This window comes from Streptomyces sp. CB02959 (genome assembly GCF_002803155.1).
Lineage (GTDB): Bacteria > Actinomycetota > Actinomycetes > Streptomycetales > Streptomycetaceae > Streptomyces.
In genome coordinates, this window is sequence record NZ_NNBP01000001.1 from 418693 (window position 1) to 435190 (window position 16498).

Annotated in this window: 2 protein-coding genes (1 of these 2 cut by a window edge); both read right to left on the minus strand. The window is 76.6% G+C overall.

Annotation, left to right across the window (positions count from 1 at the left end; genetic code table 11):
• Window positions 1-11 precede the first annotated feature (11 nt).
• Window positions 12-8837: an SDR family NAD(P)-dependent oxidoreductase gene (locus tag CG747_RS01770; RefSeq protein WP_100599778.1), complete on the minus strand. Its 8826-nt coding sequence runs from the start codon at window positions 8835-8837 to the stop codon at window positions 12-14.
• Window positions 8834-16498, minus strand: the end of a protein-coding gene (locus CG747_RS01775) for a non-ribosomal peptide synthetase (RefSeq protein WP_100599779.1). Its footprint extends 15651 nt past the window's final position; the window shows 7665 of its 23316 coding nt (coding positions 15652-23316); the start codon falls outside the window, past its right edge; its stop codon occupies window positions 8834-8836. Before CG747_RS01775 ends, CG747_RS01770 begins: the two co-directional genes overlap by 4 nt.

Here is a 16498-nt window from a genome sequence, read left to right on the forward strand (position 1 = left end):
CTGTTTCTCCTTCAGCTCCGCGCGGCGCGCGGTTGCGCGGTGGTCTCGGCCAGGTGTGCCCGGTTGGTCCGCAGGCGCTCCTCCTCGGTCGAGGAGGTCTGCTTGCGCAGGTGGAACAGGTGGTGTCCGATCCAGCCGTGCCGCAGCGGCCCGGCGAGGTCGGGGTCGGTGTCGGGGTCCGCGGGGTCGTGCGGGAGCAGCCGCTCGATGACGAACCGGTTCCGGGCGAACACCTCGGCCCAGGTGCGCGCCGTCGGGACGCTGATCCCGGCGGCGGCGTCGACCAGATCGCCGCTGAGCGTGCACAGGACGTCCGCGAGGAGCACCTGGCCGCCGTCCACGACCGCCGCGTCCAGGTTCGCGAAGAGCGCCTGCTTGTCCTCGACGCGGTAGCAGCCGCCGACCGCGTACGCCAGGTCGTAGGTGCCCGGGAAGGGGTCGAGCGGGCCGCCGGAGTGGCACACCTCGGCCCGGTCCGCCAGGCCGCGGGCGTCGATCTCCCGCTCGGCGGTGCCGACCAGTTCCTTGTCGCCGGTCACGCCGTGCACGACGAGGTGCGGGTGGTCGGCGGCGAGGGCGAGCAGCGCGTCCGTGTCGCGGCAGCCGAATTCCAGTACGGCACCGAGCTGTTCGGCGTCCGTACCGGCGAGCAGCAGCCGGTGCGGGGCCGGGGCCGCCGCCCGGTCGGCGGCCGGGGCGGGGGATCCGGCGGCCGGGGCCGGGGCGGGGGCGGCCGGGGCGGCGGGCTTGCGGGCCCCGCGGCCCGTGGTGAGCCGCTGCCGCAGGTAGGCGGCGAGCGCACCGGGCGCGGGCTGGTCGAAGACCAGGGTGACCGGCAGGCGCAGGCCGGTGGCCCGGTTGAGGCGGTTGCGGAGCTCCACCGCCGTCAGGGAGTCCAGGCCCAGCTCGACGAAGCCGGCGTCGGCGCCGACCGTCGCCGGGTCGATGACCAGGACCGAGCCGACCTGCCCGCAGACCAACTCCAGGAGCACGGCGTACTGCTCGTCCTCCGGGAGGTCGGCCAGGCCGTCGAGACCGTCCGGACCGGCGCCGCTGTCCGGCGCGGCGGCGGACGCCGCCCGGGGCACCGTCTCCAGCAGTGCGCGGTGCAGCGGGTGGCCGGCGCCCGCGTCGGCCTGGGTGCGCAGCGCGGCCAGGTCCAGGCGCATCGGCACCTGGAGCGGTGCGTCGGCGCCGCGCGCCAGGTCGAACAGCGCGAGGCCGTCCGCGGACGGCAGCGGCAGCAGGCCGCCGCGGGCCATCCGCCCGGTGTCGCCGTCGCTGAGGTGCTTGGTCAGGCCGGTGGCCTGCTCCCAGTAGCCCCATGCCAGGGAGGTGCCCGGCAGCCCCTGCGCCCGGCGGTGCTGGGCGAGGGCGTCGAGGAAGGAGCTGGCCGCGGCGTAGTTGGACTGGCCGGGGTTGCCGAGCACACCGGCCGCGCCGGAGAACAGCACGAACTCGGCGAGGTCCGTCCCGCGGGTCAGCTCGTGGAGGTTCCAGGCGCCCTCGGCCTTGGGCCGCAGGACCCGGGCGAGCCGGTCCGGGGTCAGCGCGTCGAACACCCCGTCGTCGAGGTCGCCGGCGGTGTGCACGACGGTGCCGAGCGGGTGCTCGGCGGGCAGCGAGCCGAGGACCTCGGCGAGCCGGTCGCGGTCGGCGACGTCGCAGGCCAGCACGGTCACCCGGGCGCCCGCCGCGGTGAGTTCGGCGGTCAGTTCGGCCGCTCCGGGGGCTTCCGGGCCGCGGCGGCTGAGCAGCAGCAGGTGCCGGGCACCGCGTTCGGTCACCAGGTGCCGGGCGAGCATGCCGCCGAGGGTGCCGGTGCCGCCGGTGATCAGCACGGTGTGTGCCGGGTCCGGCCGCCGCGGCACCGTCAGGACGATCTTCCCGACGTGGCGGGCCTGGCTCATGAACCGGAAGGCGTCCGGGGCGCGCCGCAGGTCCCAGGTGCGCCGGGGCAGGTGGTCGAGGACGCCCCGCTCGAAGAGGTCCACGATCTCGGCGAGGATCTCGCCGATCCGCCGGGGCCCGGCGTCCACGATGTCGAACGCCCGGTAGCGGACCGCGAAGTGCGCGGTCGCGACCTGTGCGGCGTCGCGGATGTCGGTCTTGCCCATCTCCACGAACCGGCCGCCGCGCGGCAGCAGCCGCAGCGACGCGTCGACGAACTCGCGGGCCAGCGAGTCGAGGACCACGTCCACGCCGCGGCCGCCGGTGACGGTCCGGAACTTCTCCTCGAAGTCCAGGTCGCGGGAGGAGGCCAGGTGGTCGTCGGGCACCCCGAGGTCCCGCACCGCGTCCCACTTGCCCTCGCTCGCGGTGGCGAAGACCTCCGCGCCCAGGTGCCGGGCGAGCTGTACCGCGGCCATGCCCACGCCGCCCGCCGCGGCGTGCACCAGGACCGCCTCGCCGGACGTGAGGCCGCCCATGTCCACCAGGCCGTAGTAGGCGGTGGCGAAGGCGACCGGGACCGCGGCGGCCCGTTCGAAGGACCAGTCGCGCGGCATCCGGACCACGGTGTGCGCGTCGGCCACGCAGATCGGGCCGAGGCCGCTGGGGAACAGGCCCATCACCCGGTCCCCGACGGCGAGGTGGGACACCTCGGCGCCGACCTCGGTGACCACTCCGGCCCCCTCGGCGCCGAGCGTCAGCTCCCCGGGGTACATGCCGAGCGCGCCGAGCACGTCGCGGAAGTTGAGCCCCGCGGCGCGCACCTCGACCCGCACCTGACCGGGCGTCAGCGGTGCCTCGGCCGCGGGCCAGGGCAGCAGCGCCAGGTTCTCCAGGGTGCCGGCGCCGGCGGTGTCCAGGCGCCAGGCGGTGCCGTCGCCCGGCGGGACCAGCGCGCCGTCCGCCCCGAGCCGGGCCAGCCGGGGCACCGTCGCCGTTCCCTCGCGCAGGGCGAGCTGCGCCTCACCGGCGGCGAGGGCGGCCGCGACCGCCGCGGGCAGCGCGGCGGTCGACGCCTCCGTACCGTCCACGTCGACCAGCAGCAGCCGCTCGGGGTTCTCCGCCTGCGCGGCCCGCAGCAGGCCCCACACCGGGGCGTGCACCAGGTCGTCGACGTCCTCGCCGACGCGGGTGGACACCGCCCGCCGGGTCACCACCACCAGGCGCGCCGCGGCCTGGCCCTCGTCGGCCAGCCAGTCCCGCACCAGGTCGAGGGCGCGTGCGGTGGCGGCCCGGATGCCGGCGGCCAGGTCGTCGGGCCGCCCGGTGGACAGGGACAGCAGCGCCGTCCCGCCGGCGTCGGACACGTCGTGGCCGGCGCGGCGCAGTTCCGCGACCAGGCCCAGTTCGTCGGGTCCGGCCGGGCTCCACGTCCCGGGGCCGGTGGCGGTCACCGGCAGCGGGGTCCAGTCCAGGTGGAGCAGGTCCTCGGGCAGGTCCTGGCGGACCGGGCCCGGGCGGCGGCCGGAGACCGGGCGCAGCACCAGGGAGTCGAGGACGGCCACGGGGCGGCCGGCGGCGTCGGCGACCGCGGCCGAGACCGCGTCGGTGCCGGCGCCGGTCAACCGCACCCGCACGGTGGCGGCTCCCCCGCCGAACAGCTGCATACCGGACCAGGAGAACGGGAGCAGTCCGCCGCCGTCGCGGACGAATCCGCCGAAGCCCATGGCGTGCAGGGCCGAGTCGAGCAGCGCGGGGTGCAGGCCGTAGCGGGCCGCGTCCGGCGCGTCGTCGAGCACGGCCTCGGCGAACACCTCGTCGCCGCGCCGCCAGACCGCGCGCAGCCCGCGGAACGCCGGGCCGTAGGCGTAACCGGCGTCGGCCATCACCTGGTAGTAGTCGTCCACCGGCACGGGTTCGGCGCCGGTCGGCGGCCAGACCGCGAGGTCGAAGCCGGCGTCGGGCTCGCCGGGGGCGAGCAGTCCGGCGGCGTGCCGGGTCCACGGCAGGGCCTGGTCCGTCCCGTCGGGCCCGTCCGCGGGCCGCGAGTGGACCTCGACCGGCCGGGCCCCGGTCGCGTCGGGTGCCTGGACGACGAGCTGGAGCCGCGCGCCGCCCTGCTCCGCCAGGGTGAGCGGTGCTTCGAGGGTGAGTTCCTCCAGCCTCCCGCAGCCCAGGCCCGCTCCGGCGTGCAGCGCCATCTCCACGAAGCCGGTGCCGGGGAACAGCACCGTGCCGGAGACCGCGTGGTCGGCGATCCAGGGGTGCGTGGCGAGCGAGACCTCGCCGCCGAACACCGTCCCGCCGTCGGCGAGCGGGACCACGGAGGTCAGCAGCGGGTGGCCGGTCGTCTCCCGGCCGGTGGCCGGGCCCGCCGGCTCGGCGGCGCGGGCCGCCGGGGCGGTGTCGTCGACCCAGCAGGCCCGGCGCTCGAACGGGTAGGTCGGCAGTCCGGACGTCCGCGCGGGAGTCCGGGCGCCGTGCAGTCCGGCCCAGTCGACCGCCGCGCCGCGCACCCACAGGTCGGCCACCCGGCCGAGGTCGCGCTCGCGCACGGCGGCGTCCAGGCCGGTGGTGTCGATCCGTGCCGCGGTGGCCGCGAACACCGCGTCGGACGGCCGGCCGCGGCGCCAGCGGGTGAGGTGTCCGCGGAGCTCCTCGACGCCGGAGACCACGACCGCCAGACGGTGCGTCAGGTCCACCCGGCCGACCTGGAGGGTGTACGCGAGGTCGGCGAGGTCGGCCGCGGGCTGCTCCAGGAGGAAGTCCAGCCAGCTGTCGACGTAGGCCCCGAGCCGCTCCTGGGTGTGCGCGGACAGGGTGAAGAGGACCGGTCCGCGGGTGGCCGCGCGGGCGCGGGCCGGGGACTCGGGCGCCTCCTCCACCACGAGGTGCGCGTTGGTCCCGCCGCCGCCGATGCCGGTGATCCCGGCCCGGCGCGGCACCGGTGCGCCGTCCACCACGACCCGGTCCCACGGCACGGGGGTGCCGGACAGGGCGAAGGGCAGCCGGTCGAGGTCGATGGCCGGGTTGTACTCCGCCGGGAGCCTGGTCGGGGGCAGGGTGCGGTGCTTCATGGCCAGGACGACCTTGAAGAGCTGCGCCATGCCCGCGGACGCCTCGCCGTGGCCGATGTTGGGCTTGACCGAGCCGACGCGGAACTGCCCGTCGGCGTCCGGCCGGTCCGCGAAGACCTGGGTGAGCGCGGTCATCTCGACGGCGTCGCCGATCTCCGAGCCGTTGGCGGTGGCCTCCACGTAGCCGACCGTGCGCGGGTCGATCCGCGCGTCGCGCAGCGCGGCCCGGATCACCTCGGCCTGCCGCTGGGCGCTGGGGCTGGTGAAGCCGATGGTCCGCCCGTTGTGGTTCACGGCGGTGCCGCGGATCACCGCGCGCACCGGGTCGCCGTCGCGCAGCGCCTGCCGCAGCGGCTTGAGCAGCACCGCGCCGACGCCCTCGCCGGGGACGATGCCGCTGGCCTCGGCGCCGAACGAGGCGCAGTCGGAGCGGTCGGAGAGCAGCCCCACGGTGGACAGTTCGACGTAGGTGGACGGGTGCAGGTAGAGGTTCACGGCACCGGCCAGGGCCAGGTCGCAGCGGCCCGAGCGGAGGCTCTCGACGGCCTCGTGCAGCGCCACGTGCGCGGAGGAGCAGGCGGTGTCCACGGCCTTGCTCGGTCCGCCGAGGTCGAACTGGAAGGAGACCCGGTTGACCATGTCGCCGAAGGAGGTGCGGGGCATCTCCAGCCGGCCTTCGGAGCCGAACCGGGTGAAGCCGTGCTTCGCGCCGCCCGCGAAGACCCCGATGCGTCCGCGGACGTCGGCGGGGAGCTTGGACGGGGCGTAGCCGGCGTCCTCCAGCGCCTTCCAGCACTCCTGGAGGAACAGCCGCACCTGCGGGTCGGTGTTGCGGGCCTCCTGGTCGGTGAACTGGAACAGCGCGGGGTCGAACTCGTCGAAGCCGTCCAGGAAGGCGCCCCACTTGGAGGGGCTCTTGCGGACCACGTCCGCGCCCTCGGGACGCGGGTCGTAGTGCTCCCGCCAGTCCCAGCGGCGGTGCGGGATCTCGGTGACGGCCGAGCGTCCGTCCATGAGCAGCTGCCAGTAGCGCTGCTGGTCGGGCGCGTCCGGGAAGGAACCGCTCATCCCGATGATCGCGATCCCGTCCTCGACGTCCTCCCCGGCGTCGTCCGCGATGTCGTCCGTGGTGTCGTCCGTGGTGTCCGCGGTACCGGTGGCGTCCGCGTCCGCGGGGGCCTCGTCGACCGGCGCCGGGTGAACGGGAGTCGGGGTGGGCGCGGCGACCGGGACGGGAGCGGTGTCGGGCACGGGCTCGGCGGCCGGTGCGGGCCCGTCGGAGGCGACGGCGGCCGCGTCGCCCCAGCCGAGGAAGGCCCGGCAGGCGTCCGGGAACCGCTCGACCAGGTGGCCGGCCACGCCCTCGACCTTCGCGAACTCGAAGAAGAGCGTCCGCGAGGCCGCCGGGAACGCCTCGCTCAGCAGCTGGTTCAGCCGGGTCCGGGTGATCGAGTCGATGCCGTAGCGGTCCAGCTGCTCCGCGGGGTCGACATCGCCGTCGGCGGCACCGATCAGCTCGGTGGCCAGCCGCGCGATCCGCTCCTCCAGCGCCGGGGCCAGCCGCTCGGGGCGCTGGTCGCCCCGCGGCGCGGCCGAGGGCCCGGCCTGGGCCGCGGCCGGCGGCTCGGGGCGGCGCTCGGCCACCGGCCGGAGCGGCTGCGGTGCGGTGGGGGCGGCGGAAGCGGCGGGGACGGCGGTCGTGATGCCGTGGCGGTCCTTGGCGAACGGGTAGCCGGGCAGCGGCACCCGGCGCCCCGTTCCGCCCCGGTGCAGCCGGCTCCACTCGATGGGGCCGCCGCGCACCCACAACTCCGCGACCTGCGCGAACTTACCGCGCTTCAGCCACTTGCCCACGGCGTCGCGCAGCTCGTCGTCGTCGCCGAAGAGCCGGACGACCTCGCCCCGTCCGTCGGCCTCGCCCAGCCAGCAGTTCTCCGGCAGCTCCTGTCCGGCGGCCAGCGCCCGCAGTCCGGCGAGGAGTTCGTCCCGGTCGCGGACGACCAGCGCGGCGCGCGCCGCGAGCTCGGCCCGGCCGAGCTGGAGGGTGCGTGCCACGTCGGCGACGGACGGCCCCGCGTCCACGGCACCGGGCCGCTCGCCGTCGGCGTCCCCGGCGGCGTCCGCCGCGGCCAGCAGGCGCGCCACGTCGCCGGCGGTCCGGCCCTCGTGGAGCGCGTCGGCGTCCAGCCGCGGGCCGAACGCGGCCTCCAGGGCCTCGCCGAACCGGGCGAACTGCTCCGGACGCACCCCGTAGGCGTCCAGCCGCTCGTCCGGGTCGATCTCGTCGGCGGCGACGCCCAGGACGTCCGCCAGCACCGCGCACACCTGCGCGGGCGCCACGGGCCGCGGGGCGGGCCGCGGCGGCGCGCCGTCGGCGGGCGCCGCCAGATGCGCGGCGAGGGCCTTGGCGGTGGCGCGGAGCCGCTCGGTGGTGCGCGCCGACAGCGGGACGATCTGCGGGCCGCCGTCGCCGCCGGTACGGTCCGCCGCGTCGGCGGGCACGTACTGCTCGACCACCACGTGGACGTTGGTCCCGCTGTGCCCGAAGGAGTTCACCGCGCCCATCAGCGGGGCGCCGGAGGTGCTCCGCCACGGCCGGGCCGCCTCGTCCGGGACGAAGGCGGAGCCCTCGAAGCCGATCAGCGGGTTGAGGGTGCGCAGGGTCGGCATGCCGACCAGCCGGCCGTGCCGCATGGACAGCAGGACCTTGATCAGTCCGACGACTCCCGCGGGGGCGCCGGTGTGGCCGATGTGCGCCTTGGCACTGCCGATGGTGCAGAACGCCCGCTCGTCGGTCAGCCGCCGGAACGCCCGCACCAGCGCGTTGGCCTCCACCGGGTCGCCGAGCGCGGTCCCGGTGCCGTGGGCCTCGACGTAGCCGACGCGCTCGGCGGGGATCCCGAAGCGCCGGTAGACGTCGACGACCAGTTCCTCCTGGGCGGCACCGTTCGGGGCGGTGATGCCGTTGCTGGCGCCGTCCTGGTTCATGCCGGTCGCCCGGATCACGCCGTGGACGTGGTCGCCGTCGGCGAGCGCGTCGGACAGCCGCTTGAGGACGACGACGGCCACCGCTTCGGAGTAGACGGTGCCGTTCGCCTCGGCGTCGAAGGTGCGGCACTGCCCGCTGGGCGACATCGCGCCGCTCTCGACCAGCAGGTCCAGGCCGCGTGCGTCCAGGCCCGCGTTGACGCCGCCGACCAGCGCGAGGGACGACTCCCCCGACTGCAGGCTCTGGCAGGCCAGGTGGACCGCGGCCAGCGCGGACGAGCAGGCGGTGTTGACCACCAGTGCGGCGCCGCGCAGGTCGAGGAAGTACGAGAGGCGGGAGGCCACCAGCGCGTCGGAGGCGCCGGTGAACGACTCGTGCGGGTAGCCGGTGGGTTCGGCGCCGATGAACAGCCCGGTGCGGGAACCGGCCAGCCGCTTCGGGTCGAGGGCGGCGTCCTCCAGCGCGTGCCAGCTCTCCTGGAGCAGCAGCCGCTGGTGGTGGCTCATCAGGTCCGCCTCGTGCGGACGGATGCCGAAGAACTCCGCGTCGAAGCAGTCCCGTTCGGCCAGTGCCCCGCCCCAGCGGTAGCCGCCGGGGTCGTCCGGGGCGAGGTAGTCGTCGGGCAGTTCGCCGTAGGTGACCCGGCCCTCGGTGAGGCGGTGCCAGAACTCGCCGACGTCCGCCGCCCCCGGGACCTGCCCGGACATGCCGATCACGGCGATGTCCAGCATCTGCGGACGGTCCGGGTCGCCGGCCGCCGGGGGTGCGGGGGTCGGTTCCGGGGCCGGGCGGTGCGCGTCGAGCAGACCGCGTGCCTGCTCGGCGCCGACCGCGCCCCGCGCGTAGCCGTCCAGGATGTCCCGGAAGTTCGCGCTGCTCATCGTTGCTCCCTCGTGGCCAGTTCGGCGTCGAGCAGGTCGAGCACCTCCGCGGCGGAGAGCTCTCCGGCCGCGAAACGTGCCTCCAACGTCACGATCAAGTCGTCCGGTGCCGATGGCTCCGGCGGTGCTGCGGGCTCCTGCGGTGCCGGTGGCGCCGTGGGCTCCGGTGGTGCGCCGGCCGTGCCGAGCAGGCCGGTCAGGTGGTCGGCCAGCCGGTCGACGGAGGAGAACTCGTACAGGGCGGCGGCGTTGAGTTCGACGCCCAGTTCCTCGGCGATCTGCGTGACGAACGTCGAGCCGGTGATCGAGTCGACGCCCAGATCGGCGAAGGCCGTCGAGGGCGACAGGTCCTCCTTCGGCACCCGCAGCGTCCTGGCGAGCCGTTCCACCAGCAGCCGGCGGATCTCCGGGAGCCGCCCGGCGGCCGGTGCCGCGGAGTGGACCGGTTCCGCGGGGCGGGCCGGTTCCGCGGGGCGGGCGGCCGGCGCGCGCATCCCGACGACCTGGCGGTACCGGTCCGCGCGCAGCAGCCGCACCGCGGTGTCGAAGCAGGCGGCCCCTTCGGCGTCGTCGAGGAAGCCCAGCGTCGGGTAGTCGCGTGCCGCCTCGCCGAACGAGGCCCGCCAGGCGCCCCAGTTGACGATCCCGACCGGGAACGCCGCGGTCCGGCCGACCGAGCGGGCGAACGCGTCGGCGGAGGTGATCCCGGCCGCGTAGGCGGCGTGGGTGCCGGCGCCGCCGAAGGAGAAGGCCTGGGCCGAGGAGAAGTAGCAGAGGAAGTCCAGCGGCTCGTCCGCCACCGCCTCGTAGAGGTGCCGGGCGCCCGCCGCCTTCACTTCGTAGTGCGCGCGGAACTCGTCCTCGCCGAGGTCGGCGAGGGCGCCCGGCGCCCCGGTGATCCGGGTGGCGCCGGCGAACAGCACCCCGTGGACCTCCCCGAGCAGGGCCTTCGCCCCGGCGATCGCCTGCCGGGCCTGGTGCGGGTCGGTGACGTCGCCCTGGACGTAGCCGATGCGGTCGTCGTACAGGGCCGCGCGCACCGCGGGGTCGCTCTGCGGCCGGCGTCCGACACAGACCACCTTGGCGTCGTACCGGTCGATCAGATGGCGGCTGACGATGCGTCCCACGAATCCGCTGCCGCCGACCAGGACGTAGTTGCCGCCCGGCCGGATGCCCGGCAGGCCCGGCTGCGCCGCCTCGGCCGGTGCCACCGGGACGACCTCCTGCCGGTACCGGCGCCCCGCGCGCAGCGCGACGAGGTCGCCGGCCGGGGCCGGGGGCTCGGTGGCGACCGCGGCGGCCACCGCGGCGCGGCCGTCGGGCGTCGCCAGATCGGCGCCCGACACATCGAGGTTCCGCACCGCGAACCGCCCGGATTCGCGGGCCAGGAAGTAGGCCAGTCCGGCCAGTCCCGCACCGCGCGCCGCACTGTGCTCCCCGTCGACCGACTGGGTGTCCTGCGTGACGACGGACAGGTCCGTCCGCGCGGCGGGGTCACCGTGCCGGAGGGCCTTGACCAGCCGGAGCAGGGCGAGTTCGGGCGCGGCTCCGGTGTCCGGGCCGAGGGGGCCCGGGCCCGCGACGAGGTGGACCCGGTCGGGTGCCGGTCCGGTGCGGGCGAAGGTGTCGTCGAGCGGGCGCTCGGTCACCTCGGTGGTGCCGCCGGCGCGCCGGTAGTGGTCGGCCAGTGCCGCGGCGAGCGCGGCGCCCGGCGCGTCGGCGACGATCAGCACCCGGCGCGGCGCCGGTCCGGCGGCGGGCACCGCCTCCGACGCCACCCAGCGCACGGCGGTGAGCAGGCCCTCCGGTGGGACGACCGGCGGGCCTGCCGGCGCGGTGCCGGGCGCCTCCGCCGGGCGGTCCGCCCGGGTGGCGGGCAGCCGGTCCGCGGGCAGCGGGTCCGGCACGGTGGTCGGCGGGGTGGTCGCCGCGTCCGCCGGGCGGTCCGCCCGGTCGGTGGGCACCCAGTGCCGGTCGCCGGTGAACGGGTAGGCCGGCAGGCTGACCCGGCGCGGACGGTCCGCTCCCCACCGGGCGGCCCAGTCGACCGGGGCGCCATCGGCCCAGCGCCGGGCCGTGGCGTCCGGCTCGGCCCCGGACAGCGCCGGGCGCACCCCGTTCCGGGCGAACTCCGCGAGCTGGCCGAGGAGTTCGGCGGTGCTGCGGGCCACGAAGGCGACCCGGACGGCGAACTCGGCGCGGCCGCTCTGGAGGGTGTGCGCGACGTCGCGCAGCGGCCGGTCGCCGTCGGCGCCGAGCGCGTCGCGGAGGCGGGCGGCCATCGCCCGGAGCCGGTCCTCGCTGCGGGCGGAGAGCGGCACCACGACGGGTTCCGCCGGGCGGCCGGCGGCCCCGGCGGGCGCCGGGGCGGCCGGCCGGTACTCCTCCAGGACCAGGTGGGCGTTGGCCCCGGTGGCGCCGAAGGAGCTCAGTCCGGCGCGCCGCGGGCCGTCGGCCGGCGCGGGCCACGCCTCGGCCGCGCGCTGCAGCCGGAACGGTGTGCCGGCAAGGCCCAGCAGCGGGTTCACGGTCTGGGCGTGCAGCGAGGGCACCAGCGTGCGGTGGTGCAGTTGCAGGGCGACCTTGGTCAGGCCGGCGATCCCGGCGGCGGCCTCGGCGTGCCCGATGTTGGACTTCACCGACCCCAGGGCGCAGAACCCGGTGTCGCCGGTGTCCCGGCCGAAGGCGGTGGCCAGGCCCCGGATCTCGATCGGGTCGCCCAGCGAGGTGCCGGTGCCGTGCGCCTCCAGGTAGCCGATGGACCGCGCGTCGACGTCCGCCGCGGCGAGCGCCGCGGAGATCACGGCGGCCTGGCCGACCGGGCTGGGCACGCTGAACCCGCTGACCGCGCCGGCGTGGTTGACCGCGGACCCGGCGACGACGGCGTAGATGTGGTCGCCGTCGGCCTCCGCGGCGGCGAGCGGCTTGAGGACCACCGCGCCGACGCCTTCCGCGGACACGTAGCCGTCCCCGCCCTCCCCGAAGGAGCGGCAGCGGCCGTCCGAGGAGTGCATGCCGACCGCGCCGTAGGTGCGGTACTTGCCGGGGTGCAGCGAGAGGTTGACGCCGCCCGCGAGGGCCACCTCGCACTCCCCGCGGCGCAGGCTCTCCACCGCCAGGTGCAGCGCGGTGAGCGAGGAGGAGCAGAGGGTGTCCACCGTCATGCTCGGGCCGTGGAAGTCGCCGAAGAAGGAGACCCGGTTGGCGATCTGGCCCTGGTTGAGGCTCAGCGGAACCGGCGTGGCCGCCTCCGCCGCCACCAGGGTGTAGTCCTTGTGCATGGTCCCGGCGAACACGCCGACCGCGCGGCGCCGGTCCGGCCCCTTGGCCTCGGCGAGGGTGGCCGGGGTGTACCCGGCGTCCTCGATCGCCTCCCAGCAGGTGCGCAGGAACCAGCGCTCCTGCGGGTCGGTGATCTCCGCCTCGGGGCGGGAGATCCGGAAGAAGTCGGCGTCGAACCGGTCGACGTCGTCGAGGAATCCGCCCCAGCGGGACTCGCTGCCCCCGCCGGGCGTCCAGCGCCCGGCCGGGACCTCGGACACGCTGTCCCGGCCCGCCTTGAGGTTCTCCCAGAAGTCCGCGAGGTCCGCGGCGCCGGGGTAGTGCCCGGCCATGCCGACGATCGCGAACCGCTCGGTGCCCGCGGACGGCAGCCGGCGCCGCTGCAACCGCGGACGGGCCAGCGGCTGCCGCCGCGCGCCCGCGTCACCGGTCCGGCCGGCCAGGATCGCGTGGGCGTTGGTGCCGCCGTCGGCGAAGCTGGAGACGGCGGCGACCAGCGGCGCGTCCGGCCAGGGCGTGAGGGTGCGGGCGAACCGCAGCGGCACCGCGTCGAAGTCGAAGTGGGCGAGCGGCTCCTGGCCGCTGAGGAACGGCACGATCTGGCGGTTGCGCAGCATCAGGACGGTCTTGAGGACGCCGGCGATGCCTTCCGCGCACTGCGGGTGGCCGATGTTGGGCTTGACCGAGCCGAGCGAGCAGGGGGTGGCGGAGCCGGCGCGGTAGACGGCCGCGATCGCCTTCAGCTCCAGCAGGTCCGGGACCTGGGATCCGGCCGCGTGGGTCTCGATGTGGGCGACGTCGTCCGGGGCGACCCCGGCCCGGGCCAGCGCGCGGGCCATCACCCGCTGCTGCGCGGCCGGGTTGGGCGTGGCGGGTCCGGCGGTGCGGCCGTCGTTGTTGACCGCCACCCCCTTGATCACCGCGTGCACCCGGTCGCCGTCGGCCTCGGCCGCGGCGAGCGGCTTGAGCAGGAGGACGCCGACGCCCTCGGCGGGTGTGAAGCCCTGGGCCCGCCGGTCGAACGCGTGGAACTCCGGGCCGGTGTTGAGCAGCCCGCGCCGGTCGAACAGCCGGTGCCCGTCGGCGTTGGGGAGCAGGGTGATCCCGGCGACCACGGCCGCCTCGACGTCGCCGGAGCGCATCGCCTGGACGGCGTGGTGCAGGGCGACGAGCGCCGAGGAGCAGGCGGTGTCCACGACCGTGCTGGGGCCCTGCAGGTCGAAGTAGTGGGAGAGGTTGGCGGCCAGGTAGTTCTGGCCGATCGCGACCATCGGGTTGCGGCTGCGGCCCAGCGTCACGTCGTCGGGGGCGTGCCGGGTGCGGCCGCCCACGTAGACGCCGATCTCCCGGCCCTTCAGCTCGGCGGGGGCGTAGCCGGCGTCGCAGAACGCGAACAGGGCCTCCTCCAGGAGCAGCAGCGCCTGCGGGTCCATCGCGGCGGCGTCGCCGTCGGAGAGGTGGAAGTGGGCGGGGTCGAACCCGTCCAGGTCGATCAGGCCGGCGGTGTATCCGGTCTCGCCGCCCCAGCGGTGGGCGGGCACCGGGGCGATCGCCGAGCGTCCCGAACTGAGCAGCTGCCAGTAGGCGTCCAGGTCGGGGGCGCCGGGGAAGCGGCCGGACATCCCGATGACGGCGACGTCGAACGGTCCGCCGTCGGACGCCTCCGGCCGCGGGGCCGGCTCGGGGGCGGGCACCGTGACGGTGGCGGGAGCCGGAGTGGCGGCGGCAACCGCGGTATGAACGACGGCAGTTGAGGCGGCCGGTGCCGGTGCCGCGCCGAAGGTCCGGGCCAGGGCCGGGCCGTGGTGGTCGGCCAGATAGGCGGTGAAGGACTCCACGGTGGGGTGCTCCACGAGCACCGACGGGTCGAGCTCGACGCCCAGTTCCCCGCCGACCTTGCGCAGGATCTGCACCATCATGATCGAGTCGGTGCCGTAGTCGGCGATCGGCACGTCGGCCGCGAGGCGCTCGCGGCCGAAGCCCAGTTGCTCGGCGAGCAGGCCGAGCAGCCAGTCCCCCACCTCCTGCGCCTCCTTCGCCGCCTCCCCGGTGCCGGCCGCCGGTGCCCCGGCGTCCCGCGCACCGGCCGCCGCCGCGACGGCGGGGCGGGCCGGCGCCGGGGCCTTGGGCCGGCGGTGGCGCAGGGCGCGCGGCGTCCAGTCCGGAGCGACGATCGCCGGCAGGACCACCGGTCCGGCGCCGGTGGACAGGATGTGGTCGAGCAGGGCCAGGCCGTCGGCCTCCGAGAGTTCGCCGAGGCCGGTGGCCTGGTAGCCGGGGCCGGGCCGCTCGCTGCCCATGCCGACGCCCCGCCAGCTGGGCCAGGCCACGCTCACCAGGGGCAGGCCGTGCGGCGCGCGGCGGGCGACGGCGTCCAGGTGCGCGTTGGCCATCGCGTAGTCGCTCTGCCCGACCGCGGCCGCGGGGACCATCGAGGCGACCGAGGAGAACAGCACGCAGAACCGCAGCGGGTCGCCGGCGAGCGCGTCCACCAGGGCGTCGAGTCCGGCCACCTTCGGCGCGAGCACCGCCCGCACCGCCGCCGCCGGTTTGCCGACGAAGGCGAGGTTGTCCCGGTCGACGAGCCCCGCGGCGTGCAGCACACCGCCGATCGGCCCGTACTCCCGCCGGATCCCGGCCAGTGCCTCCCGGACCGCCGCGGCGTCCTCGCCCAGGGGCAGCGCGAGGACCCGCAGCCGGACCCCGTCGCGCTCCAGCGCCCGCAGTCCGCCGAGCTTCCGCCCGAGTGCGGTGTCCGGGCCGTACCGGTCCCAGGTCTCGCGCGGCGGCAGCTGCTCGCGCCCGGTCAGGACCAGGGTGCGGGCGCCCCACGCGTCGACGGCGTGCCGGGCGAGGGCCAGGCCGATCCCCCGGGTGCCGCCGGTGATCAGCAGGGGCTGGTCGGCCGGGAAGCGGACCGGGGCGCCGGTGGCGGCCGGCAGCTCGGTGAGCACGGCGCGGTGGCGCGTCCCGTCGCGGTAGGCGACCTCGCAGTCGTCGCCGCCGTCGGCCAGTTCCCGGGCGAGGAGTCCGGGCAGGGCGGGGTCGGCGGGGTCCGCCTCCAGGTAGCGGGAGCGCACCCGGCCGTACTCGCTCTGCAGCATCCGGTAGAGCCCGGCCCGAGCGTCCCCCGTGCCCACGCCGAGCAGCAGCGCCGGGCGTCCGGCCATCCGCTGGAGCACCGGCAGCCAGTCCGCGAGCTCGACGCCGCCGAGGTCGACCAGCGCCTCGAACCGGTCGTCGAGCTCCGCCGCGGATCCGACGGGTACGGCGCCCGGCAGGGCGTCGGCGAGGCGGCGGGCGGCCGGCCCGGCGCCGAGGACGGCCACCGCGGCCGGCGGGCGGCCGGGGGTGGCCTCGGCGGGCTCCCACGCGCGGGTCAGCAGCCGGGTCCCGTCGGGTGCCGGGACGCCGGCCGGCCGCCGGTGCGCGGCGAACACCTCGCCGAACGCGTCCGGTTCGGCGACCGGGCGCCACACCTCGTCGTAGCCGGAGTCCTGGAGCACCTGCCGCCAGCCGGCCGCGGTGAGGATCGGCGCGCCGGGGATGCGGACGTCCTCGTCGTCGTAGCGCCACCAGCCGTCCAGGAGGCCGAAGGTCAGGGTGAGCACCGCGGACTTGCGGGTGACCTCGTTGATGACGAGGACGCCGCCGGGGCGCAGCGCGGCCGCCAGGTTGCGCAGGACGAGGCGGATGTCCCGGGTGGCGTGCAGCACGTTGGTCGCCACGATCACGTCGCAGTCGCCGCCGGTGAGCTGCTCGCCCGCGCCGGGCTGTTCGACGTTCCACCGGCCGTAGCGCAGGTATCCGCGGCCGGGCCCGAAGCGGCGCTCGGCCTGGTCCAGGAAGGCCGGGGACAGGTCGGTGTACCAGTACTCGACGCGGTCCGCGTGGGCGTCGAGGCGGGGCAGGACGACGGCGGTGGTGCCGCCGGTGCCGGCGCCGACCTCGGCGAGGCGGACGGTGGCCCCGGTGCCGTCGGCGAGGCGCTCGCGCACGGCCGCCGCGGTCACCTCGGCGACCACGTCGTTGAGCCGGTCGGCGACCGCGTTGCCCTGGTACACCGCGGTGAGCTTGGCCATGGAGCCGCCGGGGAACAGCACGTCGGTCGCGGGCACCGTGCCGGACAGGATCCCGGGCAACTGGTCGATGCACTCCTCGACCAGGGAGAGCTGCGCGTTCCAGTACGGGTCGGCGGCGAAGCGCGCCCGGACCGCCGGCCATTGCGCGCCCGGCGCCGGGGACGGCCCGGCCGCCAGCTCCAGGACGCCGCCGTCCAGCCGGGTCAGGCCCGCGGCGGTGAGCAGCCGTGCGGCCTCGTCCAGCCAGCGGCGGTACTTGTCCACGACGGACATCCGCCGGGCCAGCTCGGCCACCGG